Origin of the sequence: Anabaena sp. CCY 9402-a, from assembly GCF_963920945.1 — a bacterium.
GTDB lineage: Bacteria > Cyanobacteriota > Cyanobacteriia > Cyanobacteriales > Nostocaceae > Trichormus > Trichormus minutissimus.
Genome location: NZ_CAWUDL010000033.1, coordinates 39319 through 65518, shown reverse-complemented (window position 1 = coordinate 65518; position 26200 = coordinate 39319). Strand labels below are relative to the sequence as shown.

23 protein-coding genes are annotated in these 26200 nt (G+C 40.8%); 14 read left to right on the top strand and 9 right to left on the bottom strand.

The genetic code is table 11. The annotated features are described in order from the left end of the window. Positions 1-74 precede the first annotated feature (74 nt). Positions 75-935 carry a prolipoprotein diacylglyceryl transferase gene (gene lgt, locus ACM0OR_RS14145; RefSeq protein ID WP_414576851.1) on the bottom strand — a complete coding sequence of 287 codons (861 nt, stop codon included), beginning with the start codon at positions 933-935 and terminating at the stop codon, positions 75-77. A 225-nt stretch (positions 936-1160) separates the two neighbouring features. Here lgt and coaD point away from each other — a divergent pair, with 225 nt between their 5' ends. Together coaD and ACM0OR_RS14135 are read left to right on the top strand one after the other, a co-directional pair. Beyond that, positions 1161-1730 carry a pantetheine-phosphate adenylyltransferase gene (gene coaD / locus ACM0OR_RS14140; RefSeq protein ID WP_414576849.1) on the top strand — a complete coding sequence of 190 codons (570 nt, stop codon included), beginning with the start codon at positions 1161-1163 and terminating at the stop codon, positions 1728-1730. Further along, positions 1622-2308 carry a DivIVA domain-containing protein gene (locus tag ACM0OR_RS14135; RefSeq protein ID WP_414576847.1) on the top strand — a complete coding sequence of 229 codons (687 nt, stop codon included), beginning with the start codon at positions 1622-1624 and terminating at the stop codon, positions 2306-2308. Before coaD ends, ACM0OR_RS14135 begins: the two co-directional genes overlap by 109 nt. A 63-nt stretch (positions 2309-2371) precedes the next feature. On the opposite strand, the gene ACM0OR_RS14130 is transcribed toward ACM0OR_RS14135, so the two are convergent. After that, on the bottom strand, positions 2372-4396 hold the full coding sequence (locus tag ACM0OR_RS14130; protein WP_414576845.1) for a BamA/TamA family outer membrane protein: 2025 nt from the start codon (positions 4394-4396) through the stop codon (positions 2372-2374). Between the two features lie 296 nt (positions 4397-4692). On the opposite strand from ACM0OR_RS14130, the gene ACM0OR_RS14125 reads away from it, so the two are divergent. Continuing rightward, positions 4693-6033, top strand: a complete 1341-nt coding sequence (locus tag ACM0OR_RS14125) for a lipid-A-disaccharide synthase-related protein (RefSeq protein WP_414576843.1) — start codon at positions 4693-4695, stop codon at positions 6031-6033. Positions 6034-6098: 65 nt separating this feature from the next. On the opposite strand, the gene ACM0OR_RS14120 is transcribed toward ACM0OR_RS14125, so the two are convergent. Continuing rightward, positions 6099-6821 carry a response regulator gene (locus tag ACM0OR_RS14120; protein WP_190701221.1) on the bottom strand — a complete coding sequence of 241 codons (723 nt, stop codon included), beginning with the start codon at positions 6819-6821 and terminating at the stop codon, positions 6099-6101. A 553-nt stretch (positions 6822-7374) separates the two neighbouring features. On the opposite strand from ACM0OR_RS14120, the gene ACM0OR_RS14115 reads away from it, so the two are divergent. The 3 genes from ACM0OR_RS14115 to ACM0OR_RS14105 all read left to right on the top strand — a co-directional run bounded on the left by ACM0OR_RS14115 (position 7375) and on the right by ACM0OR_RS14105 (position 10583). Next, positions 7375-7497 (top strand): hypothetical protein, encoded by a 123-nt coding sequence (locus ACM0OR_RS14115; protein WP_414576841.1) that lies wholly within the window; start codon positions 7375-7377, stop codon positions 7495-7497. Between the two features lie 615 nt (positions 7498-8112). Further along, entirely contained in the window at positions 8113-9447 is a 1335-nt protein-coding gene (locus ACM0OR_RS14110; protein ID WP_414576840.1) for a hybrid sensor histidine kinase/response regulator, read from the top strand. A 23-nt stretch (positions 9448-9470) separates the two neighbouring features. Continuing rightward, a complete protein-coding gene (locus ACM0OR_RS14105; RefSeq protein ID WP_414576838.1) occupies positions 9471-10583 on the top strand; it encodes a response regulator in 1113 nt (370 codons plus the stop codon). Between the two features lie 123 nt (positions 10584-10706). Here the strand turns inward: ACM0OR_RS14105 and ACM0OR_RS14100 are convergent, their stop codons facing one another. Next, complete coding sequence (locus tag ACM0OR_RS14100) at positions 10707-11162, bottom strand: response regulator (RefSeq protein WP_414576836.1); 456 nt, start codon at positions 11160-11162, stop codon at positions 10707-10709. A gap of 529 nt (positions 11163-11691) precedes the next feature. On the opposite strand from ACM0OR_RS14100, the gene ACM0OR_RS14095 reads away from it, so the two are divergent. The 3 genes from ACM0OR_RS14095 to ACM0OR_RS14085 all read left to right on the top strand — a co-directional run bounded on the left by ACM0OR_RS14095 (position 11692) and on the right by ACM0OR_RS14085 (position 13951). Then, entirely contained in the window at positions 11692-12024 is a 333-nt protein-coding gene (locus ACM0OR_RS14095) for a hypothetical protein (protein ID WP_323265172.1), read from the top strand. A gap of 155 nt (positions 12025-12179) precedes the next feature. Then, positions 12180-13382, top strand: coding sequence for an AAA family ATPase (locus ACM0OR_RS14090; RefSeq protein ID WP_190701237.1), 1203 nt, complete (start codon positions 12180-12182; stop codon positions 13380-13382). Positions 13383-13786: 404 nt separating this feature from the next. Then, on the top strand, positions 13787-13951 hold the full coding sequence (locus tag ACM0OR_RS14085; protein WP_323265174.1) for a hypothetical protein: 165 nt from the start codon (positions 13787-13789) through the stop codon (positions 13949-13951). On the opposite strand, the gene ACM0OR_RS14080 is transcribed toward ACM0OR_RS14085, so the two are convergent. Then, positions 13944-14519, bottom strand: a complete 576-nt coding sequence (locus ACM0OR_RS14080; RefSeq protein WP_323265175.1) for a hypothetical protein — start codon at positions 14517-14519, stop codon at positions 13944-13946. The two genes, ACM0OR_RS14085 and ACM0OR_RS14080, sit on opposite strands and share 8 nt — an antisense overlap. 434 nt (positions 14520-14953) lie before the next feature. Beyond that, positions 14954-15511: a Uma2 family endonuclease gene (locus ACM0OR_RS14075; RefSeq protein ID WP_414576833.1), complete on the bottom strand. Its 558-nt coding sequence runs from the start codon at positions 15509-15511 to the stop codon at positions 14954-14956. Between the two features lie 79 nt (positions 15512-15590). Here ACM0OR_RS14075 and ACM0OR_RS14070 point away from each other — a divergent pair, with 79 nt between their 5' ends. The 4 genes from ACM0OR_RS14070 (at position 15591) to dacB (ending at position 20581) form a co-directional block, all read left to right on the top strand. Beyond that, positions 15591-15878: a glutaredoxin family protein gene (locus ACM0OR_RS14070; protein WP_323265177.1), complete on the top strand. Its 288-nt coding sequence runs from the start codon at positions 15591-15593 to the stop codon at positions 15876-15878. Positions 15879-15910: 32 nt separating this feature from the next. Further along, positions 15911-17398 carry a UDP-N-acetylmuramoyl-L-alanyl-D-glutamate--2,6-diaminopimelate ligase gene (locus ACM0OR_RS14065; protein WP_414576831.1) on the top strand — a complete coding sequence of 496 codons (1488 nt, stop codon included), beginning with the start codon at positions 15911-15913 and terminating at the stop codon, positions 17396-17398. Positions 17399-17567: 169 nt separating this feature from the next. Further along, the gene (locus ACM0OR_RS14060; protein ID WP_414576830.1) at positions 17568-19019 is read left to right on the top strand and encodes a DICT sensory domain-containing protein; all 1452 of its coding nucleotides are present in this window, start codon (positions 17568-17570) and stop codon (positions 19017-19019) included. A gap of 134 nt (positions 19020-19153) precedes the next feature. Then, positions 19154-20581, top strand: coding sequence for a D-alanyl-D-alanine carboxypeptidase/D-alanyl-D-alanine-endopeptidase (gene dacB / locus ACM0OR_RS14055; RefSeq protein WP_414576829.1), 1428 nt, complete (start codon positions 19154-19156; stop codon positions 20579-20581). 226 nt (positions 20582-20807) lie between these two features. Here the strand turns inward: dacB and ACM0OR_RS14050 are convergent, their stop codons facing one another. The 3 genes from ACM0OR_RS14050 to msrB form a co-directional block, all read right to left on the bottom strand. Beyond that, on the bottom strand, positions 20808-21017 hold the full coding sequence (locus tag ACM0OR_RS14050; RefSeq protein ID WP_190709826.1) for a hypothetical protein: 210 nt from the start codon (positions 21015-21017) through the stop codon (positions 20808-20810). Between the two features lie 274 nt (positions 21018-21291). Then, a complete protein-coding gene (locus tag ACM0OR_RS14045) occupies positions 21292-21606 on the bottom strand; it encodes an RNA recognition motif domain-containing protein (RefSeq protein WP_190709824.1) in 315 nt (104 codons plus the stop codon). 390 nt (positions 21607-21996) lie between these two features. Further along, positions 21997-22491 carry a peptide-methionine (R)-S-oxide reductase MsrB gene (gene msrB / locus ACM0OR_RS14040; RefSeq protein ID WP_323265180.1) on the bottom strand — a complete coding sequence of 165 codons (495 nt, stop codon included), beginning with the start codon at positions 22489-22491 and terminating at the stop codon, positions 21997-21999. Positions 22492-22812: 321 nt separating this feature from the next. Here msrB and ACM0OR_RS14035 point away from each other — a divergent pair, with 321 nt between their 5' ends. Beyond that, positions 22813-26121: a GAF domain-containing protein gene (locus tag ACM0OR_RS14035; RefSeq protein WP_414576826.1), complete on the top strand. Its 3309-nt coding sequence runs from the start codon at positions 22813-22815 to the stop codon at positions 26119-26121. Positions 26122-26200: the final 79 nt, after the last annotated feature.

The window sequence follows — 26200 nt, the reverse complement described above, 5'->3', positions numbered from 1 at the left end:
CCTGTCACCTGTCACCTGTCACCTGTCACCTGTCACCTGTCACCTGTCACCTGTCCCCTGTCCCCTCAACCTCCCTACTCATCTTTCACGGGAGAAACCACGTCAGGTAAAGGACGTTTACGGAGATACAGCCATGCTAAACCAGCTAATCCCAAAGTTATGCCAGTGAGGCTGACAACTTGTGCAATTCGTAATGGCCCCAACATCAAACTATCAGTGCGAAGTCCCTCAATCCAAAAACGTCCTAGGCTGTAAGCTACCAGGTACAGCATAAATAATGTACCTACCCGCAGGCGTGGCTTACCCGATAAACCACGAAAGAATAGAGTTAGAAGCAGCGCAAACACCATTAAATTCCACAGAGATTCGTAGAGGAAAGTGGGATGAAAATATTCAAAACTTGCTAACGCCGACGGACGGCGTTCTAATGGAATGTACAATTTCCAAGGCAAATTAGTAGGACGACCAAAAGCTTCAGAGTTGAAGAAATTACCCCAACGCCCGATCGCCTGTCCTAAAATTAGTGACGGTGCAATTAAATCGGCTAATTGCCAAAAAGAAACCCGTTTAAGCTTGGCAAAAATCAGTGCAGCCAAAGTACCGCCAATAATTGCTCCATGAATGGCAATACCTCCTTGCCAAATCGCAATAATCCTGCCTGGATTTTGGGCATATTCTGACCATTCAAATAAAACATAATAAATTCTGGCTGAGGGAATGGCTGCAATTACCAGCCAAATTGACAAATCACTCAGTAACTCTGGATTAACATGACGGCGTTTTGCTAAATACTGGGAAAGGCTAACACCGATTAAGACAGCAGAAGCGATTAATAAGCCATACCAGCGAATAGTAATTGGGCCGATTTCCACCAGAATAGGGCCGGGGGAAGTAAATAAAAACGCCAAAGGCAAAGCAGAAAAATCCAGTGCCATGTAAAATTCCCTAAATAGTCATTAGTCATTAGTGAATGGGGATTGGGAATTGGGGATTGGGGATTGAGGCAAAAGATTCTTTTTGTCTACCTTTTTACTTCCTTGTATTCCTTGTATCCTTTGTCCCCAGTCCTTAATTCTCTGTCACCTGTAACCTGTAACCTGTCACCTCATTCCGATATAATCTCCTCAGTAACTTTGATACATTCAATATCGTGATTTATTGTGATTGCTATTTATCCCGGTAGCTTTGACCCCATTACTTTAGGACACCTCGATATTATTCAACGTGGTAGTCGGTTGTTTGATGAGGTGATTGTTGCTGTATTACGAAACCCAAATAAAGTACCACTTTTTAGCGTACCGCAACGCCTAGAACAGATTCGTCTGGCTACAAAACATCTATCTAATGTGGAAGTAGACAGCTTTGATGGTTTAACTGTCAATTATGCCCAGCAACGAAAAGCACAAGTTATATTACGAGGTCTACGGGCTATTTCTGACTTTGAAGTAGAACTACAGATGGCGCATACTAATAAAACGCTTTCTACCCAAATCGAGACAGTTTTTTTAGCAACATCAAATGAGTATAGTTTTTTAAGTAGTAGTGTGGTAAAAGAGATTGCAAGATTTGGTGGTTCAGTCGATCATCTTGTCCCTCCGCTCATTGCCCTAGATATATACAAATGCTACAACCACAAGTATCCCATAGCGACCCCAATCGCAACGGAAGCTATCCCCCAGATTACGTCAACGGAATCTCCCCCGGAGAGATTCCCCAAGCAGGAAGTGTAGATATTCAAGAAGAACTTAATCGTCTAGAAGAAATTATGCTGACTAGTTTCCGCATCCCCCTGACGGGACGGACATTAGTAGATGAAGAAAAATTATTAGAACAGCTAGACTACATTAGGGTTTCTTTGCCGTCAGTGTTTCAGCAAGCCGCAGCTATTCTGGAACAAAAAGATGAAATTCTGCTGGAAGCGGAAGAATATGGACAGCAGCTTGTTGATGCTGCCCAAGCCAAAAGAGCGCAAATTTTGGCGGAAAGCGATATTATCATGCAGGCGGAACACCAAGCTGAACAACTACGCCAACAAGTGCAGCAAGAGTGTGAGGCGATGATGAAGGACACTCTCAATGAGATTGACTTGAAGCGGCTTGCTTGTCAAGAAGAGTTGGAACAAATGCGACAAATTGCGATCGCCCAAGCTCAAGAAATTGAAGGTGGTGCGGATCAATATGCCGATCATGTCTTGGAAGGAATCGAACAAGACTTAAAAGATATGTTACGAATTATTACTAACGGCAGACAACAACTCAGAGCAGATAGCCAATCACAACAAAACTCACATTCTTATAAAAAGAAGTAAATATATTTATTTTTTTCTAGCCTCGTTTTGATCTGCTGTGAGGTGTTATTCCTCATCTTGCTTTTAAAACCGTTGACCTATGCCTAAATGTATTCTACTTTCCCCTTGGTCACTAACGCCGTAGTCAGCGCGAATTAAACCTAATGGGGAGTCTACTCGTACTCCCGCACCGTAACCAAAACCAGAACCGGGTTTACCGCGTACACCTGCGGGATCTCCGAGAACGGTGTCACCAGAACCTAAGTCTGAGGCGAAGTCAGCAAACAATACTCCCCCTAAGATTGGTAAGACGGAAAAGCGATATTCAGCAGAGGCTAATACATAGCTGCGACCATTACCTACATCCCCTGCGTCGTAACCACGCACGGAATTAGAACCCCCTAAGTTAAAGGTTTCATAGGGTGGTAAGTCACCTAATACAGTACCAGCTTGCACATTAAAGGCAAATACTTGGGGTTTTTGGCTGTTAAATAGCTGCACTGGGACATACTGTTTGTAATTTGCTGTGAGGCGATTCATGGAAATGTTACCTTCACCGATGGGTACAGATTGTTCTGTACTCAAACTCAATACAGAACCCTTAGTAGGATTAATCCGGTTATCCCGTTGGTCTTTGGTGGCGGTGAAAGAGACGGTAGCTAAGTCATCAACGCCAGTACCACTAGCAGAGAGGGGGTTTCCTTGGACATCGGTGGAGTTAATATTGCCTTGGCGATCGCGGATGCTGGTACGAGTATAATTAAATCCTAAAGACGCATCCCAATCATCAATCGGTCGTTGTAAGCTGACGGATGCGCCAATCTTACCCTCGCGGACTTTATCGTCATTAGCTAACTTAATCTCATCATCAAAGGTTTCCGAAAGTTCTCGACTACGGAAGATGTTCACTGTGTACCCTAAACGGTCAGGATTAGTGGCGCGATAGGGACTAATAAATTTACTATCAAATTGCAAGTCTCGGCGACTGACACCGACATTGACGTTTAAAATATCATTTCTGCCGCCAATATTTTGGTCTTGATAGTTCACAGTCCCGATTAACCCTGTATCACCGTTGTAACTACCACCCAAGTTAATCGCACGCGCCCCATTTTCCTTGAGTTCGTAAATCACATCTAGGTTACTAGCATCCCCTTCAAAGGCGACATTAATACTTTGAAATAAGCCAGTACGATATAGTTGCTGGACATCTTGCTGGACAATATTTTCTTGAAAAACTTGTCCTGGCTTCAATTGCAGTTGTTGCTTCAAGAAGTCTGGTTTGGTACGTCCTGAAACGGGATTGTTATTATTATCGACGGTTTTACCTTCGTCGTTCACAAAACGGAACTTGATATCACTTACTAAACCTTCCGCCACATTGACCGTGAGAATACCTTGATTACTAGGTTTAATTGATAACACCCGCGCCAAATTATAACCATTGTCGGTGTACCATTTATTTACTTGTTGGACGGCTGTTTTCAGCCCTTCGGGACTGATGGGTTTACCGATTTGGGATTGAAAAGGTTTAAGGGCGACTTGATAAGTCAGGGCTTTCGCGCCTTCGAGTTGGAGCGATCGCACTACCACTGGTTGCACTTGATATATTACATTTACACCAGATGGGGTAGTGCGGGTATTGACGTTAGCATTGACAAATAAACCAGTCTGCAAAATTGCTGCGACATCTCTTTGTAATTGGCTTTCGCTGGTTTCGCCTCCAGTTTGGGTTTTAATTAATTGGCGGATAACTTGCTGTAATTCAGGAGTTGCTCCCACTATCTGCACATCAGTAGCTGTGACGACCAAACCGCCTTCAGTCGTGGTAGGCTTGGGGGTTGGTGGAGTCACAACAGGAGGTGTAGGAGGCAGAACCACAGGTTTTTGAGCTATGACTGTAGATGGAGAAAATTGGGGAGTTATCTCTGTTTCTGGTGCAGCCACAGCGTTGAGAGGTGCGGGGGTTTCTTCCACTACTGGAACTACTAAATTTTGGTCTGGTGCAGCCGAATTTGAGGCGTTAGCAGATACAGCTATGGCTTGTTGCGTAACATTACCAGCCGCTAAAGTAGCTAAAGTCAAAATTGCAGTAGAAGAAACACGCATAATTTTCAATACACTAGGGGAAGAAAGCTACAACATTCAGAATGATAAAACACTTATGAAGTACAAGGATAGTAGCGCAAAAACCTGCACCACTACGAGCATATGTACTGTTCACTTTATTAATAGCTATTACTTAAATAGAACGTTAATTTTGATATTTTGTTTCTTATCAGCCTCAAAGTACCAGTCTTACGCACTAGCTAAAAAAAAATGAAATAAACACTCTCTTTCTTTCCTTCTTCACTGTCACCTATCACCTGTCACCTATCGCCTATCACCTGTCACCTGTATTTTTCATGAACGATGTATCCCGCTTATCCCTAGCTAATTCGCCCACCGCAAGTTCTCGGTTGCAGTTGTTGGTATTAAGTAATGGTCATGGGGAAGATGTAATTGCTGTCCGCATTTTGCAAGAACTATTGCAACAATCAAACCCACCAGATATCTTTGCTTTACCTCTGGTGGGTGAAGGACGGGCTTACCAACAGTTAGATATTCCCCTCATTGGTGCAGTGCGGACTATGCCCTCTGGTGGGTTTATCTATATGGATGGGCGACAATTGGCGCGGGATGTGAAAGGTGGCTTGGTACAACTGACGTGGAGTCAAATTCAAGCGATGCGGCGTTGGGTGCGTTCCCAGAAAAAATTAGGTAACAAGAACGCTATCTTGGCGGTGGGGGATATTGTCCCGTTATTGTTTGCTTTTATGAGTGGTGCTAAATATGCCTTTGTCGGGACGGCGAAGTCAGAATATTATGTGCGGGATGAAGTGGGAATATTAGCTAGGAAATCAAAAGCAGCCAAATGGGAAAACTTTTCGGGTTCGATTTATCATCCTTGGGAGAGGTGGTTAATGAGTCGCCGCCGTTGTCGTGCGGTGTTTCCTAGGGATGGGTTAACAACACAAATTTTAAATCAGTGGCAGATTCCAGCTTTTGATGTGGGAAATCCGATGATGGATGGTTTAGAGGCGAGGTTTAATACCCAACAGCAAGAAATAGCTAGACCATTGGGGATTACTCTCCTCCCTGGTTCGCGTGCGCCGGAAGCCTATAAAAATTGGGAAATAATTATGGTAGCGGTGTCTGCATTGATGGGGAGTTTTCGGGAGGAAAATTCGTTTATCCCTAGTTCTAGTAATGTAGTGTTTTTAGGAGCGATCGCACCTAATCTAGACTTGAGTATACTAGCCCAAACTGTCCAGTCTCAAGGCTGGCAAACGTCTACAGAATCACCTCTTCCCCTACCTGATGACACTGCTGTGATCTTTCAACAAAGAAATGCCTACATCATCTTGACGCAACAAGCATACAACGAATGTTTGCATTGGGGAGATGTGGCGATCGCAATGGCGGGGACAGCTACAGAACAGTTTATCGGTTTAGGTAAACCCGCGATCGCCATTCCTGGGGAGGGGCCGCAATATAACCCCGGTTTTGCAGAAGCCCAAAGCCGACTTTTAGGCTTATCGCTAATTTTAGTGCCAGAACCAGGACAAGTTGCTCAAGAAGTGCGATCGCTTTTCACTTATCCTGATAGGCTGCATATCATTGCCGAGAATGGCAGGCGGAGGATGGGGAAGCCAGGTGCAGCAGCCAGGATTGCTGAGTGTTTAGTTGAAAAATTCAGTATTTAAGCCCCTTTCCGCGTCGGAGAGGGGTTGGGGAGAGGTTCAGAAAATCTATACCCAACGTCCAGCAATTACGCTACTAACCCAGAACGCAAAGCCCTTACAGCCGCTTGGGTACGGTCATCGGCGCACAGTTTATTCAGAATGTTACGAACGTGAGTTTTAACTGTGCCGACAGTAATATAGAGTTTCTCTGCAATTTGTCCGTTACTGCAACCAGCCACAATTAACTCTAAAATTTCTAACTCCCGTTGTGTGAGTGGGTAAGTTTCTAAAACTTGTTCGTATTCTGAAGGTAAAGCTTCGATTTTGACCGTTTTTGGCTTATCAGATGATTGGGTTTCTACAGGGATACCCTGCCGCATTTTCTGTAATACTACATTGGCGATCGCTGGATCAATCCAAGAGTTACCGGCGTAAGTTGCTTGTATCGCCTCTGTTAATTTACTAATGCTTGTCTCTTTCATGTAATAAGAGTCTGCACCTGCGGCGAAGGCTGCTAGCACCGCATCCTCGGTATGATCCATTGTCAGGATCAAAACCTTAGTATTTGTTTGTCCACTTTCAGCTTGATAGCGTCTAAACTTACGGGTGAGTTCAATGCCATCCATGTCAGGTAGTCCAATATCTACCACGGCGACATCTGGCTTTGCTGTTTCCAAAAGTTTTAGTCCTTGAGTCGCATTAGCGGCTTCACCAACTACTCTCAATCCTCCGTGGGACTGCAATGCAGCTCTTAGCCCCATCCTCGTTAAGTCATGATCTTCAATTAAAATAATGCTAATTTCATTCATTGCTACACCCGCTATTTCTTCTTTGCAGCTGACAAACTAAATTTTTTTTAGTTGTTTCTAATTTGCTTTCTGTGAGTTTTCCAAACCTAAGATAGATGATCTTTGTATATGCCTGCATCCACCGATAGAAATAATCACTACCTTTTTTTTCAGGCTGAATGTAGCTCAGAATCATGCCTGGGATGTATTTATTTTCCACTTAATAATATATGATACTTGCTTTCTGCACTGATCAAGTAGACTGACTTGATATATTACAGTGCTTACAGTTGAAAAATCTGGGATATCAGGAGCTAATATAAGCTTTTTCCCGACTTTTTATTCACATCTTGCCATTGGGTTATATTTGTCTACTTCTTGCTAATGGATAATTCTTCTATGAACTATTATCGCATATTATGGCAAAATTTAGCCGAAAAGTGCGCAGCAGTTTTCATCGAGAAGATAAAATCAGAAAATTTTAAGTACCCCCCGCTTCAATATTCTAGTCTTTTCAAAAGTAGGAAAAATACTACAAGCTGACTGTAACAGATAATGAACATGGTCTTTACTGATGATTACAGCTAAATTTATTGTAACTTTTGTCAACTCTCACAAGCTGCGATCGCCAAAAAAACACGGGAATGCGTTTAGCGATCGCCAACAAATTTTAGAAATACTAAATCAGATTATTTAGCTGCGTCTGTTCTGATATTTCGCTGCAATCAGATCAAGCGATCGCAACATTTCAATACCACAAGCTGATGTTACACAATGTTTGTTTCCAACTCTCACCAATGGGTGAGGACTTGTGTTTACTCATTCTTTTATAATTGTAATGAAGGTTAATAAAGTGTTGTAATTTACTTTGTAATAGTCGTTGTCTTTGGTGGGCGTCAGCGATCTATGCCTTGTTCATTAAATTGCTAATTCATGATTAACAATTCAACAACAGCACAATTTAAATACAAAATATACCCCCCATGTAAATAAATATGCTTTTAGCAAAGGATGAATGATCAACTAAATGTCATGACTACCAAAATAAAACTCCATAAAATTCATATTACCAATCAAATTAATTTATTGGTAAAGGAATAGGTTAGAACTACTCATAAGGTTGTGTGGGAAGTATACTGAGTTATCGAATCAGCCTCTATTCTAATTAGAGACTGTCTAAAATCCCAACATCTTTCATTCACTCAGTATAATTCTCAAAAGACATACCCAACATTTAGAATTATTTAGTTTGTTAGTTCAAAACAAGATATGTTTGACACCAACCTGTATTTGACAGCGAAAATAAAAACCAATGAAAGAAACGCTGAGAATTTTGGTTGTAGACGATGATGAGTTAGACCGCATGACAGTCTATTTAGCCCTGACCCAAGCAGGTGAAAAAATAGAATTGTCTGAAGTAAGTGACGCAAAAACTGCAATCTCCACCTTAAGACGTACTACTTATGATTGTGTTTTCTTGGACAATGATTTACCAGACCAAAATGCTTTAAGCTTAATTCAAAAGCTTCGGGACTCGGAAATTAAAGTTCCCCTAGTAGTGATCACAGATCAAGGAGACGAACAAACGGCTGTTGAATTGATGAAAGCTGGTGCTACCGATTATCTGGCTAAATCCAGGCTGTCATCAGCAACCGTGACTCAGGTTTTACGCCATGCGATGCGAGTTTACCAAGCGGAACTGCAAAGGGATTTAGCACATCAGCAGCTGAAAGAAAGCCATGAACAGTTATTACGTAAAAATCAAGAACTAGAGAGACAGCAGGAACAAATTCAGTTACAAAATTTAAAACTATTAGAAGCATCACGGCTAAAATCTCAGTTTTTAGCTACAATGTCTCATGAGTTGCGAACACCAATGAATGCTATTATTGGTTTTGCTCAAATATTGTTACGCCCTAAGTTTGGCAAACTCACAAATCAGCAAGCGGATATGGTAGAACGTATCCTGAATAACGGTAAGCACTTGCTGCTGCTAGTGAATGAAGTTCTCGATTTTTCTAAGTTGGAGGAAGGAAGATTAGCACTCCAGCCAGAATTATTTGATGTAGCTAAAGTCACTCATACAGCAGTTGCAGAAATGCGTTCTTTAGCAGAAGCAAAAAAGTTGTCTTTGATAGTAAAAATTAATATAGCTAACTCTTTAGTTTTTAATGATCCGGTACGGATCAGACAGATATTATTAAATTTATTATCTAATTCTATTAAGTTTACTGAGTCTGGTAGTATTTGGGTGGAATTACAAGACCTGGGAGAAAATCGAGTGGCGATCGCTGTTCGAGATACAGGTATAGGTATATCTTCTCAAGATTCTCAGCATATTTTTGAAGCTTTTCGACAAGTTGATCAAAGTATTACCCGTAAATATTCAGGTACAGGCTTGGGTTTAGCAATTATCAACTCCCTTGTCCGAATGATGGGCGGCAAAATCTCTCTTGAAAGTCAAGTAGGGGTTGGTTCTCTATTTAAAATTGAACTACCCAGAAAAGTATCATTATCTACCTCAAACCAAACGTTAGCGGCGGTGGATTTCAATGGCAAAGGAATTTTGTCTTCGCCTCAAAACTCACATCCATCTCCTTCTCAAACGAGTCAAGTCTCTATGGGGTTTCCTCACCTCAAACTATAAAAGTTCCTAACCAGTTGATTATCATGTCTGTTGTTGAAAATTCTAAAATTGATCGTATTCTAGCTGTTGATGATACTAGAGATAATCTGATTTTGGTTCAGACCATTCTCGAAAGTGAAGGCTATGAGATTGATTCAGTTACAGATGGGAAGTCAGCTCTAGAAAAAGTTACTCAATCTTCACCTGATCTGATTTTGCTAGATGTGATGATGCCCGGAATGGATGGTTATGAAGTGACACGGCGCATCCGCAAGAATCCTGAACTCAACTATATTCCTATTTTGTTGATTACCGCCTTTCACGAATCCAGTGTTGTCGAAGGTTTAGATGCTGGTGCTGATGATTTTATTCGCAAACCATTTGATACAGATGAATTATTAGCGAGAGTGCGATCGCTTCTCCGCCTCAAGCATAGTCTTGACGAACAACGCAAAATGGCACGTCAACGGGAAGACTTTGTTTCTCGCCTGACTCACGATTTACGTACCCCTTTAGTAGCAGCAGATCGGATGCTGGATTTGTTTGAAAAAGAAACCTTTTGCCCGATTTCTCCAGAAATGAAACAAGCGATCGCTGTGATGATCCGCAGCAATCAAAATCTCATGCAAATGGTCAACACCCTCCTAGAAGTTTATCGCTTCGAGGCAGGTAAAAAGACCTTGAATTACGAAAGCTGTAATCTTCCCGAAATCGCCTCAGAAGTAGTCAGCGAACTCATCCCTCTAGCCAGCGAAAAAAATATCAGTCTCAAGCTAGACACCAGTCAATTAGATAATCTGGGAAATCAAGCTGGTGTAGTTATGGGTGATGCCTTAGAACTACGGCGTGTGCTACATAACTTAGTCGGTAATGCTATTAAATTTACTGACACAGGTAGCATTAGCATCACGATATGGGAAACCAATCACAACTGGGTAAATATCGAAGTAGAAGATACTGGTTATGGAATTGCGATAGAAGACCAAGCTACTGTTTTCGAGCGATTTCGCCAAGGTAGAAATAAAAGGTCAGGTAGTGGCTTAGGATTACATTTATCCAGCCGCATTATCGAAGCGCACGAAGGTAAAATCAGCCTCACATCCGAACTAGGAAGAGGTAGTACATTCACCATCCAACTACCAAAAAATTTACATTAGTCACCTGTCACCTGTCACCTATCACCTATCACCTATCACCTGTCACCTGTCACCTGTCACCTGTCACCTGTCACCTGTCACCTGTCACCTATCACCTGTCACCTATCACCTATCACCTGTTCCCTATTCTTGACATAACTGATAAGCTGAGGCAAATTGAAATTTACCACAAAGTAAGCGGCGAATCACTGCCTCTAAATCTTCAATCATGTAAGGTTTGCAGAGGTATTCATCAAACCCTGCCTTAAGAATGCGTTCTTGATCCTCTCTATCAGCCAAAGCTGTGACAGCTACTACAGGAATTTCACGCGTTAGAGGTTCTTGTTTGAGATAACTTATAACATCAATCCCATTGAGACTGGGTAACAAGATATCTAACATAATTAAGTCTGGCTGATACTCTTTTGCTACTAGTACAGTATTTGTACTATCTTGTTGACAAATAAATCTACAGCCAAGTGATTCAAGGGCATAACTAATCAGCAGTAGACTATCATCGTTGTCTTCCACTGCTAAAATCAACGGCTGCTGAGAGTTGCGCTTCTTTTTATCACTCATGAATGATTTTGCCAGATACATTTCTAGAAGATTCCATGAGAATTGATCGTCATTCGTAAGCAGACAAGGTATCTCGTCAAAAAAATTCAAAAAATTACGATAATTTTTATAGGTTTAGCAGACACTTATTGATTATACGCAAGATTACAGAATATTTTTTGCGTAACTTCATCATAACTTAATATACATAATTATGTTTTGCAGTATAATCCCTGGTGTTATTTATTTCAGTAGATGTAAAGATACATTTTTATCAGTGGAGGCTCTGGATCAAATTGTATTAACTTAATAAGTCACTTACTTAGTATTTCATCATCAAACAAGGAGTTAATATATTTTTGTAAATTTCTATGTATGATTGGCTAACCATAGTGTAGTATTTGTAGTATAAAAAGATTTATACAGCAAAATCACTAACCTTAACTATTAGCTAAAATATCAAACCTAGTCAGTGACAGCAGATGATATCAATATCAATTTCATAATTTTAAATCTGATAAATCTAAGATGCTTATTTTTCACTCCCCATTCGATTACCCCAATATAAAATATGAGTGAGGTAACAAATAAATATCAAACAGTTGATGAAATACAAAGTATTGTTAAAGCTTTCAATGAATTTACACTGCCTCATTCTCGATGGGATCATCATGCCCATTTAACTGTTGCATTATGGTATCTTATTCGCCACCCAGAAAAACAAGCTATCTCCTTGATTCGTGACGGTATACAACGTTACAATCAAGCCATGAAGATTGCCAATACACACAATAGTGGCTATCATGAAACCATGACATTGTTTTGGATTTATCTAGTTAGTCACTATTTAAAAGATAGCCAAGCAAGTGGTTATTTATTAGAACTCACTAATAAATTACATTGATGTATATGGTAATAAGAATCTGGTATTTAACTACTATAGTCAAAACTTAATCATGTCTGAAAACGCTCGCAAAAGCTGGATAGATCCTGATTTGCAATCTCTATATTAATCTGCTGTTATTAGAATATTCTCAACCTGTGACTTTTATCTAAAATATGGAATTTGATTATTTTAGCCGCAACGAAATTACGCCAAAAAATCAAAACAATCAAAGCTTACTTGCTAGTGGTTGGCGACCATTGCATCGAGAATTAAACTGGGAATTTTTAGGTGAACTATTACATAATGATACCAGAGAGTTAACTCAAAAAACTTTGAATTTAGCCAGTGGTATGGCAGAAATTTTAGGCAGAAATAACTATACTTGGTGGGCTAATATTTTAAGTCTAGCCTCGGAAAATACCCGCTATGAAATAGAAAAATTTTGGCATTATGTTACACCTAATCCACAAGCCCCAGACTATCGTTATAAAGATGTTTTAAATACAGAAACGCCAATATTACAATTTGTTAGTCGCAATAGCATACCCATTGATTATGTGCTGAATCGGCTACAAGAAATTACAGTTTTACGAGTTTTAAATGTATTAGGCCGTCCGGATATCATTACCCAATATTACTTAGAAAGAGATTTTTATTATCCTGTAGAAAAATTTGTGAATTGGGAACGTCTCGATGTTTTGAATACGGTTTATGCCTATTGGTCAGAACAAGATATTTGGCTACAAGTCGAAGCTTACGATCGCGGTCGGCGACAATATACGTTAATGTCCAGGGATATGTCACCACTGGTTAACAAAGCTACTTACGATTTAGCAGTGATGCTGAGTGGCTATCAAAGCCGCGTCGGGAAAGTCCATAGCCAATTCCAAATCCGCAGTTTCCCCACAGATATTCAAAGCTTCACAGATACAGTGCAGCAAGCCATCCTCAACCAAAACCAGCTTGCGGTGGTAGTCAACGGCGAACCAGGTACAGGTAAAACTGCGTGGACACAAGCAGTAGCCAAAGAAATTCTTGTCCCTTTAGGATTCGTCATATTTATTTTGGATCATGATGCGATCGCTAACTTTGTTCCACCCACATATTTAGAACGAATTTGTATTATTGTTAACGAAGCTGATAACTTAGCTCAAAACCGCGCCTCGGAAGTAGCCCAGCATAACAACAAAACAGAACACATTTTGAGCTTATTGGATGGGACTTTGTATCAAAGTGTCATTGATGATGCAGGGATTCAAATCAAGCAGCGATTAGTTGTTTTGATGACTTGTAACACCACTGAAAGACTAGATCCAGCAATGTTAAGGAAAGGTAGAGTCGATTTAATGTATGAATTTACACAAAAATTTGTTTAAAAACCTGTAGCTTGCGTTTCGTTACTCAACACAACCTCCAATACACTTAACCGAACAGTATTGGAAGCATAGGGAGAGATTTTTTATCCCTGGTCGTGTATGCAGTTCAACATGGCTACTTAATCTTGATTGCTGTTGTATTAGTAGTGATGACAAAACAAATTCTATCAATGGTGTGATATTGAGGTGTAATTCCTTACAAAAGAAAATGTTTGAATAAAACGGATAATTGTTCAAAAGCTGAGAATAATAGAGATATCCTACATTTATGCACAGGAAGGATATGTTAGCTCTCGATACCCGTGCGATCGCGGAATTTTTTTATATCCTTCATCAGGAATTTGCCATTTGAAAATGGTTGCTATAAACTGTAGGCGCAGTTCTTCGTTAAGGCTTGATTAATCATGACACTTACACAGACAATCACTACCAAACCAGATAAAAAATCTGCTAAAAAACAGCAGTCTTTTCCTCGCATGGATATTGGTTCACCTAAAGTACCATTACGCAAACCTCAGCAAATCACACAATCACCTGAACTATTAAGTGATTGGGAACACGCTAGTTAATTGATTGTTTTAAATTCCAATCACACAGTTGAGATGGCCGAGTCATTCGAGGGTGGTTGTATTGATAAAACCCCTCAAGATTCAGCAAAGCTTGGTGATAAATAATCCTCTGGACAGCATCCTCATGATGATTAGCGTTACTCATCAAATTACCTTGATTTAGTGTCAATCGCCCTTCAACATCCCATTTAAATGCAGATTTGGGTAAATTATTCTGCTGACTACCACTCCACAATATAGCTAAAGCTTCACCTGTAATTAGATTACCTTTCATGCTACCTCTAATACAGATAAAGTTATCGGAGTGGGGATAGCCATAATACCCCTCAAATTTATGCACAGTTTTTTTAAAATTCGCACAAACACCCGCACCAACACGCCAGTCTTGGGGGTCAGGTTGACTGCAAAATTGGTAGTTACCATCTGCTAAATTGGCAATGTTTACCTTGGGGACTGCAACCCACAAATTGGCATTTTGTTTTTGAACTGACTGATTAAAATTGAAATTGATTAACAAAGCTGTAAAAATTACCAGGGTTTGTGTGAGATTATTTATACCCAGCATCATCTCATCTCCAGATATATAGGAGACTGCTACAATTGGGAAATGTGAGATATTAATCAGCTAGTAATTAAATAACCGGAGCAGCAGAAATTGTTAAAAATACTAGCAACAAGATAATTAACACGCTGATTTTGACAATCAGGTAAGTGCTAGGATCAAATAAAGGAAAATCGTGTGTCATCATAAACCTCCTGATGTAGCTCTAGATTTTAGAGTTTGATTGAGGTATTGGTTTTTTCACTGGTTTATACTTCTATTATCGCTCAAGAATTAATACACACTGTGTAATTGAAAACTCTAGTAACATTTTTTAGTATTTTCAGAAGAAGAATTTTCAACGCAGAGTTACGCTAAGTTATCGCGGAGTATTTTCTAGAGTTTGTGGTTTTTGGTAGGCGATCAGCTACGCTGGGCGGTTACGCCATCGCACCAAATACTTAAGGTATTCCTGCTTGTTGAAAAATTTGTTGGGGTGTGAGTTGTAAGTCTGTTAATAGGTCATCTGCTAAAATATCTTCACCGATTTTTGTTTGTGGTCTGGCATCAGGATAGAACACGGTTACAGTTTTAGCTTTGGCATCTAACACCCAAACTCTCATCACGCCTGCATCTAGGTAATCTGTGGCTTTGGCACTCATTTCTCCAAAACTTTGACCGGGAGAGATAATTTCAATCACTAAGTCTGGTGGTATGGGACAGGGTGCATCCTCAATGACATCATTAGGGAGACGTGAGAAGGAAATATAAAGTAAGTCGGGGACAGGAATCCAATCTTTTCCTTGGCGTTTGAGAGTAACTGCCCACTCGATACCAATTTCACCGCGACTTTGCGCCCACGGTGTTAAAAGTGTGTATGTTGCGCCTGTGACTCTGGAATGAAATCTTTTTGGTGACATTTTAGGTTTTAATTCCCCATTAACTAATTCGTAAGTAATATCCCCCTCTGGTAATTCGAGGAATTGTTGGGTTGTGATTTCCGTTTTGAGTTGAGTCATAGCGATCGCCTACTCTGATTCCATAACTCTATTTTGCGCCTATTATGAAAGATGCGATCAGCGCGATTATTTTAGGTAAATGCGATTAATTTTATACAGTAAACCCGGTTGTCATTTGTGTGAAGGCTTGCAAGAAAAGCTGGAACAGATCCAAAATCTGCAATTTGAGTTAGAGATTCGTGACATTACTACCCGTGAAGATTGGTTTGGTGCATATCAGTATGAGATTCCAGTTCTGCATCTAATACAGTCAGAAAACGAGCAAGCACAAGCTTTGCCCCGTCCTTCTCCTCGTGCTAGTGTCCAGCAATTGGAGCAAATGTTGTGTAAGTATTTAGCCAAGATAGAAAAAAATAATGCAGAATAAGCGCAAGCAAAGTGTGTGCTGAGGTTCACAAGATGAAATTGCGGGAATTACTAGCGACGGTTGACAGTATTGCACAATTACCTCCGGCTTTGGCGGATGCTGAAGTCCAAGGATTAAAGACCAACTCCCATGCTTGTAGTGCGGGAGATTTGTTTATTGGGATGCCTGGAACACGTGTAGATGGAGGAGAATTTTGGCCAAGTGCGATCGCATCCGGTGCTGTAGCGGCGATCGTTTCCCCCCAAGCTGTACAAAAAAATCCTCCCACAGATGAGGCTGTTGTCATTAGTGCTAACGACATGACCAAAGCTTGCGCCCAAATTGCGGCTGCTTTTTATGGATATCCTGGGCAAAAACTCAAGCTGGTGGGTGTGACTGGTACTAATGGTAAAACTACTACTACTCACCTGATTGAATTTTTACTCACCAAAGCTAAATTACCAACAGCTTTGATGGGGACTCTCTACACTCGTTGGGCTGGTTTTGAACAAACGGCTGCTCATACTACACCCTTCGCGGTGGAACTACAACAGCAACTAGCACAGGCTGTAAAAGCTGGTTGTGAGTTTGGCGCGATGGAAGTCAGTTCCCATGCTTTAGCCCAAGGCCGTGTCCTGGGTTGTCCATTTGAGGTGGGGGTGTTTACTAACCTCACCCAAGACCATTTGGACTATCACAGCGATATGGAAGATTATTTTGGGGCGAAGGCGTTGTTATTTAGCCCTGAATATCTGAAGGGACGGGCAATTATTAATGCTGATGACCCCTACGGTAACCGATTAATTGCCGCTTTGAATCCTGATCAGGTATGGAGTTACAGCGTTGATGATGCCGATGCTCATTTATGGATGAGTGATTTAAGTTATGAACCAAATGGTGTGAGTGGTATGCTGCATACACCAGAGGGTGATGTAACTTTCCGATCGCCTCTAGTCGGTCAATATAATTTAGAAAATCTGTTGGCAGCCGTCGGTGCAGTTTTACATCTGGGGTTAGATTTGCAATTAGTCGCAGCCGCTATTCCTGAATTTCCGGGAGTTCCGGGACGGATGGAGAGGGTGCAGATTAGTCCTGACCAAAAAATTAGCGTCATTGTGGATTATGCCCACACACCGGATAGCTTAGAAAACCTACTCAAAGCAGCTAGGCCGTTTATTCCAGGGAAAATGATCTGTGTTTTTGGCTGTGGTGGCGATCGCGATCGCACCAAACGCCCCAAAATGGGTAAAATCGCCGCAGAGTTAGCAGATGTGGCAGTAGTCACCTCCGATAATCCCCGTACTGAAGACCCAGAAAAGATTTTAGAGGATGTTTTAGCAGGTATACCCGACACTATACAACCGCTAGTAATTTGCGATCGCGCTACCGCTATTCGTACCGCCATTCTCCAAGCCCAACCCGGAGACGGTGTGTTACTGGCTGGCAAAGGTCATGAAGACTACCAAATTCTCGGCACAGAAAAAATCCACTTTGATGACCGAGAACACGCACGCGCCGCTTTGCAATCTAGAGGTGATTGAGGAATTGGGGACTGGGAGAGAATTTACTTCTTCCTTCCCCTACACCCCTACACACCAATTAATTAATACTTTTTAAGTATTTTAGGTGTCAAAAAGTATATAAATAAGTGAAAATCAATGACATAATTATTTCTTTCTTCCCCTAATTTTTATTTGTCGCGTTTGACCCATGAATGATTCTCTGCATAAGGATTTTTCCGTTTATCAGCTAGCGTTAGGAGTGGACTCTCCCCCCCAAGCATTTCCTCTTAATCCTGCTACGCTGCTATCATTAGTGAGAGCAACAATAGATTTACTGATTGAACGGCAGATCAATGCAACGATATGGTTTAAACTCCCACCGGGAAAAATTTGGTACACAGAATTAATTCGCTATCAGTCATCAGCGAGAACAGTAAGTACCATATACAATTGTCAAACCAAGGAGAAGAAAGCAGAAGCAGACGCAGACGCAGAAAGTGAGGAAAATTTGACTTCCTCATCCCCTTTAGATTGCCGTCATATAAGTTTGGCATCAATACCAAATAGTCACATTAGCTGTGAATATTTTCTGATAGTTTTATCACCAAATTTTTGCAGTGTAGTGGTAGCATATCAACCAATCAAAAAAGATAAAAGTAAAGTTTTAAGCAAGGAAAATGCTAATAAGAGTCAACCTTTATTGACTCTTATTAGCATTGATAGCAAAGTTATTCAAATAATTTTAGATGGGTTAAAGCAGGAGATTAAATCAGAATTAGATACAATTGCACCTACGGATTTCATTTGTCCAACTGCATCAGAACCAGGATTGATCAGTCAATTATTTGCCAAGCAAATCCAGCGACAAGATGAAATCAATCGGCAAATTAGAACTGAACGAATTTCTAAGTTAAAAGAAAAAAATCAAAACTTACACAAGAAAGAACGCCTGAAAGATGAATATTTAAGTAACGTCTGTCAAGAGTTGCGGACACCCCTAACCCAGATAAAAACAGCCCTCTCGTTGTTGAATTCACCCAATATTAAACCCAACCAACGACAACGTTATCTACAAATGCTCAATAGTCAGTGCGATCGCCAGAGTATTTTGATTACAAGTTTACTGGATCTCGTCCAACTAGAGCATAACTTAGAAAATACAACCCTAGAACTGGTCAAACTTGCAGATATTGTCCCTGGGGTAGTCAGCACTTACCAACCTCTAGCCCAAGAGAAAGGCATCATGTTAGCCTACACTGTACCCACTGATCTACCAGCTGTTTGGTGCGTCAGTGGTGGACTTAAACAGATAGTGATTAATCTACTACATAACAGCATCAATTTTACTGCCAACGGTGGTCAAGTCTGGGTTAGAGCCAAATTTCATGGCGAATATATCCAACTAGAAGTACGCGACACAGGTATTGGTATTGCTGAAAGTGAAATTCCCAAAATCTTTGAGTGCTTTTATCGCGTGCGTTCAGGAGTCAGCGACGAAATCAATGGTGCTGGTTTAGGTTTAACAATTGTGCAGCGATTATTGTGGCATTGCGGTGGTTCAATTAATGTCAAAAGTAAGCTAGATGAGGGATCTCTTTTTACTGTGCAGTTAGCAACAGAAAATAATAAAGCTATCAATGCAGGCAAAGCAAATATCTGAATCATGATGTAATAAGAAAGAGAAAAGTTGAAAACTATAGACCAACTACTCCACTGTCCTAAGTTATTATCATCAAGTAGTTTTTATTCCTCTCAATGATCTCTAAAAAACTTAATCTTAGTTTAGTTTTACTGATGGTTAGTACACATATTTGTGTAACTCAGCAACTCGTTCAAGCTCAAACCCCATCTGCACCATCAAATACCACTAAATCAATTTGTTCGGCTCAAATCGGCACAGCTATAGATGCAATAGTTAATCGTCCCCTATTTAATCGAGTCCGATGGGGAATTTTAGTCAAACCACTGTCATCTGTACAAACTCTCTATAGTCGAGATAGCCAAAAATATTTTATTCCTGCTTCCAACACCAAACTGCTGACTACAGCTGCTGCACTGCAACATTTGGGTGCAAACTTTCGCTTCCGTACCTCGATTTATCAAAATGAGAATAGTATTTTTAGCGTTGTGGGTAGAGGCGATCCCAGCCTTAATGATACCCAATTAAAAGCACTCGCCCAACAGCTAAAACAGAAGGGTATCACTCAAATTCAGCAGTTAATTGCCGACGATAGTTATATTCAAGGTGATATTGTAAACTCTACTTGGCAATGGGAAGATGTACAGTCAGATTATGGTGCGCCAGTTAATAGTTTTATTTTAAATCAAAATGTTTTTGGCTTAGAAATAAGACCCCAAAGTGTCGGTCAAACTTCGCAGTTAGGGTGGACAGATAATAATGAAGCAAGACAGTGGTTATTAGTTAATCGGTCTGTGACAGTTGCAGAAAATCAACCGAGTTACATCAGTGTTAGCCGCGATTTAACTGGTAAAATTCTGCGAATAGAAGGACAAGTAGCAGCTAATTCCAAACCATATTTAGTAAGTTTACCTGTCGTTGACCCCAATTATTACTTCTTAAGGCGTTTCCGTACAGTTTTAGCAACAGAACAAATTGCTTTGGGACAAACATTAGTTGCTAATAGGAGTAATAATCAACAGGAATTAGCATTTGTGCAGTCACCGCCTTTATCGGAGTTAGTTATGGAAACTAACCAAAATAGTAACAATCTCTATGCAGAAGCACTTTTGCGAGCTTTAGCTTTTCAACAATCCAAACAAGCAAATCAAAACACTGCGGATATAGGGTTGGAAGTTCTCAAAAAAAGTTTAACTCAGTTGGGAGTTGACCCCACAGGTTATAGATTGGTAGATGCTTCCGGTTTATCACGACGGAATTTAATTACCCCTGAAGCATTGGTACAAACTTTGCAGGGAGTAGCGAAAACCCCAGTTGCCAATTTGTATCGTGCATCTTTACCTATAGCTGGAAAAAGTGGCACTTTACGTAATCGTTTTCGTAATACTCCGGCGGAGGGAATTTTTCAAGCCAAAACAGGTACATTAAGTGGTGCAATTTCCCTCTCAGGATATATGAATCCACCTGAATATGAGCCTATAATCCTCAGTATTATGGTAAATCAATCTGAACAACCTGCAAGTGTTTTACGGCAAGCAATGGATGAGATAGTGGTGTTGTTGGCACAGTTACAGCGTTGTTAAAACTGAGAATTCTACAAACCACGCCTGCATTTCTCGCAAGACTTTTCAATGAACATAAATTGTGTAACCCCGGTTTTTGCAAAAACCGGGGTTATGTATGCCTGTAATAACATTTTTTCCTACCTTACTTGCTATCAAGTCAAATCCAGCTAGGAGATTAAACTGGGACTAAAACCAATTCAAATACTGTTTGGGATTTACAATCAATACTGAATTGTAGGTCTTTTTAGCTTACCAAATCAACCAAAGCATCATCACGGAAGCGAACTACACTTGAGACTAGGCAGCCACGATAATGTTCCGAGGTAAATACTGAAAGTGTGATGTTCATCTGCTCAGTGTTTGAAATGCTTTTAACTTTACAGATTTGCATTTTGTTATTGCAGTAGGCAACTATGCGATCGCCAGCTTTGACATCTAATGCTCTGATTTTCAATTGAGCCTCAAAATAATTAAGAAATTTACCTTCTGCAAGTAAAATATATTGCTATATCTAACTTGCTCAATAGCTTATATCCTTATTATATAGGAATGTGTAACTAAAATAAACACAAAAATAAAAACGCGCTTAAATATTAACTCTGCACGAAAGAAACAGCCCAAAGCTTGATGTGATGCAAAAAAGGTTCAGGCGAATACACCTGAACCTTTACTAACTCAAATTAATTTTTCAACTAAGCGGTTAGCTTTCAATGGCTGAGTTGTTAACCTTAGTAGCGGTTGCTTTTACCATAGCTACCACGATTACCACCACCACCGCCACCACCAAATGAACCTCTCTCTTCTCTGGGTTTAGCCTTATTCACTTTCAGGTCACGTCCCATCCATTCTGCACCATTTAGTGCATCAATAGCTGCTGTTTCTTCAGCTTCTGTACCCATTTCTACAAAACCGAAGCCGCGTAAACGGCCTGTTTCACGATCAGTGGGTAACTGAACACGTTTCACAGAACCGTATTCTGCAAAAACGGCATTTAGATTTTCTTCTGTAACGTCGTAAGAAAGATTTCCTACATAAACTGACATAGATTGTCTCCGAAATCGTAAGTGTGTAGAGATTTATATTTCGGAGAAAGGTTTGTCAATACCAAAAGCCAAAAGCCTGTCAATACTAAAAACAAATGCTGTTAACCGAATTAATTCTCAACTCCTATCATGACATAGGAGACAACTTTTGGAGAGCAACTTAGAAAAAACGTTATATAAAGTTATATAAGCAATTAATCTAAGTAAGTAGCCAGCACAAATTTTGTACACCAAGACGGCTACTTATCGCGAGAATATGTTGAGGGGGCAGTCGCATAGGCGATCGCAAAATCAATCATAAATCATTAAACCTATCATTTTGGATAAAATTGATAATTCATAGAGACGTAGCCACGTCTCTACATTATTTTCCTGATATCTTGGATGACTTTAAGCGGGAATGAACTTGAGGGATACACCATTCATACAATAACGCTGGCCTGTGGGTGCAGGCCCATCTTCAAAAACATGGCCTAGATGCCCACCACAACGGCTACAATGTACTTCCACTCTCGTCATGAAAAACGACCGATCTACAGTAGTAGCAATTCCACCTTCGATGGGGTCAAAAAAGCTAGGCCAGCCAGTACCACTGTTAAATTTAGTGTCAGATTTAAACAAAGGCTGTTCACAAGCGGCACAGATATAAGTACCCGCACCATATTGCTTATCGAGTGGGCTAGTAAAAGCGCGTTCCGTACCATGTTGACGTAGAACGCGAAACTGTTCTGGCGATAAAATCGAACGCCATTCAGCATCAGGTTTAGTAATTTCAAACTTAGTATTAGAAGTTGCCATGATGTTTGACCTCTGTAAAAGAATCGGTGGTAATAAAGCTGTGCCAACTAATGCAGCACCAGTTTTGAGAAAATAGCGTTTGTGCATATATCTATATTATGGACATTGGACAATTCAATTTTGAATGGAAATTGAATTTAAAATCCCATCTTCTTGACAATTCGGTTTTCTCATAAACTATCAAAAAGGTAAAACCAAAACTAGGGCGTTCGCGTAGCGTGCCGTTAGGCGAAGTCCAAGTTGCTGCACTCTCCCGTGAGTACAGAAGCCAACACTGTACTTGGTACTCCAAGTCAATGTGAGTGGTTCACAATACTAAATTTATATGTAAAATATCGAATGTATAATTTAAAACTATAGATTAATCTAATATACAAATTATTTTACTAGTCGGTATTTATATTCCCCATGAACCCAGCAAACGAAGAGGATGATCAAAGTAGTATTGAGGAACAATCAGTAAATCTGACACAGCAGTTAATGCTACATCGCATCAGCAACCGTATTCGACAATCATTAGAACTGCAAGAAATCCTGTCTGCAACAGTTGCGGAAGTTCGGTTATTTTTGGGAACAGATCGAGTCAAGATTTACCAGTTTCAACTAGATGGTCACGGTTTAGTCATTGCAGAATCAATTTGCGAAGATCGCCTCCCCTCACTATTAGACCTGCATTTTCCAGCCGATGACATTCCACCTTATGCCCGCGAACTTTATTTACGCGCACGTCAACGCACAATTATTGATTTTGACTCGCATCAAATTGGCATCAGCCCATTAGACTGTATAGAAACAGGTAATTCTCTAGAGTTTCCAGATATTCGCTATCGTCCCATAGATCCTTGTCATCGAGAGTACATGAATGCTATGGGAGTAAAATCTTCTGTGGTAGTGCCGATTGTCATCGAAGCCACAAATTCCAGTAAAACTCTACTACCATCTTTGCCTAGCAATAACTACCTTTGGGGTTTACTAGTATCCCATCATTCAGAACCACGAATCGTTACCCAAGAAGAATTATTGTTTATTCAGTCGGTTGTCGATCAGGTGTCGATCGCGATCGCCCAATCAATTCTGCTCGAACGTGTGCGCGAACAAGCCAAACAGGAAGCCCATATCAACCATGTCACCACATTACTCCACACCACACCCACAGTCCAACTCCAAGCAGCACTTGAGGAAGTTGTTCAGGTCTTTCAGGGATCTGGTGGTCGCTTGTATCTATCAAGTGAAAATTCTACTCAGAAGGCTGAAATCTATGTCTGCGGTACACAACCAGAACCCCTGGATCGGGCAAGTGGTAGACCAATTGAGGAGAATATCCTGTGGCAGAAGTATCTCAGCTCAGTATTAGTGAAAAATGATGACCAACCTGGTGCAAATAGAGCTGGCAAACCCTGGTCAGTGCAATGGATGCGGGCAATGTATGCTCTCAAGGAAGTGCCGCAAACATTAGAAACTGAAACTGATATTTGGGCGATCTCTGACATCTACAAAGAACCTCTGTTTCGTACCCTGATTGCTGCATTTGAAGCAACGCAGATTCGGGGTGTACTGATCATGCCTCTTTATTTTGGTCAGGAAGTGCTAGGTAGCCTCAGTATTTTTCGGGATGAGGTTGACCAAACACTACTGTGGGCAGGTTATCATCAACCCGACACACGCCAATTGTCGCCCCGCAAATCCTTTGAGGCCTGGCAGGAAATTAAAAAAGGTCAAGCACAAGCATGGATAGAGGCTGACATCCGCCTCGCTCAAGCCATGAGTGAACGGTTTTCCTCTGCTGTCAAACAGTACCAACTATACAATCAAGTGCAAATGCTCAATGCCAATTTAGAGCAACAGGTACAAATTCGCACAGTAGAGTTGCAGCAATCAACTATCATCGCCGACCAAAAGCGAACTTTGGCGGAGAAACTTGCCAAGGATTTATCAATTTTTGCCGAGCAACAGCAGACATTGATGGGTGTAATTACCAAAATTCGGGAATCTTTGGACTTAAGCAAGATATTTAAAGCCACTACTCAAGAAGTCCGCCAACTGCTGAATGCTGATCGTGTAGCGGTGTTTCGTTTTGCTCCTGACTCTGATTTTACATTAGGCGAAATTATCTCCGAGGATGTACGTACAGGCTATGTTTTGGGAATAAATATCCCCATCAAAGATGGTTGTTTTCGTAACTATGTCACGCATCACTCTGACAAAAAATCTTATGCTCTTGATGACATCGACCAAGCAGAAATAGATCCTTGCTATGTGGCAACTCTGACTAAATTTCAGATTAAAGCCTATCTAATAGCCCCTCTGTTTATCGGAGAAACACTTTGGGGTTTACTGTGTATTCACCAGTGTTCAGGTGCGCGTCATTGGCGGAAAAAAGAAAAAGAATTTATCACTCAAATTGCTACACAGTTAGGTGTGGCAGTAAAACAGGCAAAACTGCTAGAGCAAGCAGAGAATATGAAAACAGCAGCAGATGCCGCTAACCAAGCCAAGAGCGAATTCCTGGCTAGCATGAGTCATGAACTACGGACACCCCTCAATGCCATCTTGGGAATGTCTGAAGGTCTACAGGAAAACATTTTTGGGGAATTAAATTCACGACAAAAAAAGGCGATCGCCACAATTGAAAGTAGCGGTGAACATCTACTGGCTTTGATTAATGACATCTTGGATCTGACAAAAATTGAGTCTGGCAAAGTGGAATTGCAGATTGAGCCAGTCTCTATTAAAAACTTGTGCAATTCTAGTATGAGTTTTGTCAAGCAAATAGCTGATAGCAAAAATATTGAACTAAATATAGACATTCCCTGCGACCCTGATGAAATTGCCTTAGACGAACTGCGGACTCGCCAAATACTCATTAACCTGTTGAGTAATGCTGTCAAATTCACTCCGTCAGGAGGCTCGGTGACACTCAAGGTTTGGCTGGAGGAGACACAGAAGACAGGGGAGAATGACTCATGCCAAATCCGCATTACCCCCGGATCCCAAGTTCCCGAACCCCTAATCCCTAATCCCCAGTCCCCTAAGATCAAATTCTCTGTCAACGATACCGGTATTGGCATTGCTCAAGCAGATATACCCAAGTTGTTCCAATCTTTTGTGCAAATGGATAGCAGCCTGAATCGTCAGTATGCTGGCACAGGTTTAGGATTGGCATTGGTTAGCCGCTTGGTAGAACTGCAAAATGGCAGTATTGATCTGGTAAGTAAGGAGAGAGAGGGAAGTTGTTTCACTGTCACCTTACCTTATTTTGAAATACCAGATAGGAAAAAGCTCCAAGCATTACCGCCAAAAACAACTTCTGAGGAGAGACAATCTACCCTATTAACTAGTTGTGTACCAAAACAATTGCAGATTCTGCTAGCAGAAGATAATCAAGCCAACATCGATACCTTTTCTGCCTACCTAACTGTGCGGGGATATCAGGTAATTGTGGCCAAAAATGGCGAGGAGGCAATTAACCTTGCACAAGAGTACAAACCCGATGTAATTTTGATGGATATCCAGATGCCCGGAATTGATGGACTAGAAGCCATAGGACTGATCCGCAATGTATTAGAACTAGCCCAAGTCCCCATTATTGCCCTGACAGCCTTAGCCATGCCTGGCGATCGCGAGAAATGTTTGGCAGCAGGGGCTAATGAGTATCTAGCTAAACCAGTGCATTTAAAAGAACTGCAATCAACAATCGACCGATGTTGTGAGTGCTGAGTTGTGAGTGCTGAGTGCTGAGTGCTGAGTGAGGGAGTGAGTAATGAGTAATGAGTAATGAGTACGTACGCATTGTCTT

Bases quoted from the DNA above. Each gene is read 5' to 3' on its own strand.
- lgt (WP_414576851.1), bottom strand. From the start codon at position 935: ATGGCACTGGATTTTTCTGCTTTGCCTTTGGCGTTTTTATTTACTTCC.
- ACM0OR_RS14135 (WP_414576847.1), top strand. From the start codon at position 1,622: ATGCTACAACCACAAGTATCCCATAGCGACCCCAATCGCAACGGAAGC.
- ACM0OR_RS14130 (WP_414576845.1), bottom strand. From the start codon at position 4,396: ATGCGTGTTTCTTCTACTGCAATTTTGACTTTAGCTACTTTAGCGGCT.
- ACM0OR_RS14125 (WP_414576843.1), top strand. From the start codon at position 4,693: ATGAACGATGTATCCCGCTTATCCCTAGCTAATTCGCCCACCGCAAGT.
- ACM0OR_RS14120 (WP_190701221.1), bottom strand. From the start codon at position 6,821: ATGAATGAAATTAGCATTATTTTAATTGAAGATCATGACTTAACGAGG.
- ACM0OR_RS14115 (WP_414576841.1), top strand. From the start codon at position 7,375: ATGATTACAGCTAAATTTATTGTAACTTTTGTCAACTCTCACAAGCTG.
- ACM0OR_RS14110 (WP_414576840.1), top strand. From the start codon at position 8,113: ATGAAAGAAACGCTGAGAATTTTGGTTGTAGACGATGATGAGTTAGAC.
- ACM0OR_RS14105 (WP_414576838.1), top strand. From the start codon at position 9,471: ATGTCTGTTGTTGAAAATTCTAAAATTGATCGTATTCTAGCTGTTGAT.
- ACM0OR_RS14100 (WP_414576836.1), bottom strand. From the start codon at position 11,162: ATGTATCTGGCAAAATCATTCATGAGTGATAAAAAGAAGCGCAACTCT.
- ACM0OR_RS14095 (WP_323265172.1), top strand. From the start codon at position 11,692: ATGAGTGAGGTAACAAATAAATATCAAACAGTTGATGAAATACAAAGT.
- ACM0OR_RS14090 (WP_190701237.1), top strand. From the start codon at position 12,180: ATGGAATTTGATTATTTTAGCCGCAACGAAATTACGCCAAAAAATCAA.
- ACM0OR_RS14085 (WP_323265174.1), top strand. From the start codon at position 13,787: ATGACACTTACACAGACAATCACTACCAAACCAGATAAAAAATCTGCT.
- ACM0OR_RS14080 (WP_323265175.1), bottom strand. From the start codon at position 14,519: ATGATGCTGGGTATAAATAATCTCACACAAACCCTGGTAATTTTTACA.
- ACM0OR_RS14075 (WP_414576833.1), bottom strand. From the start codon at position 15,511: ATGACTCAACTCAAAACGGAAATCACAACCCAACAATTCCTCGAATTA.
- ACM0OR_RS14070 (WP_323265177.1), top strand. From the start codon at position 15,591: ATGCGATTAATTTTATACAGTAAACCCGGTTGTCATTTGTGTGAAGGC.
- ACM0OR_RS14065 (WP_414576831.1), top strand. From the start codon at position 15,911: ATGAAATTGCGGGAATTACTAGCGACGGTTGACAGTATTGCACAATTA.
- ACM0OR_RS14060 (WP_414576830.1), top strand. From the start codon at position 17,568: ATGAATGATTCTCTGCATAAGGATTTTTCCGTTTATCAGCTAGCGTTA.
- dacB (WP_414576829.1), top strand. From the start codon at position 19,154: ATGGTTAGTACACATATTTGTGTAACTCAGCAACTCGTTCAAGCTCAA.
- ACM0OR_RS14045 (WP_190709824.1), bottom strand. From the start codon at position 21,606: ATGTCAGTTTATGTAGGAAATCTTTCTTACGACGTTACAGAAGAAAAT.
- msrB (WP_323265180.1), bottom strand. From the start codon at position 22,491: ATGCACAAACGCTATTTTCTCAAAACTGGTGCTGCATTAGTTGGCACA.
- ACM0OR_RS14035 (WP_414576826.1), top strand. From the start codon at position 22,813: ATGAACCCAGCAAACGAAGAGGATGATCAAAGTAGTATTGAGGAACAA.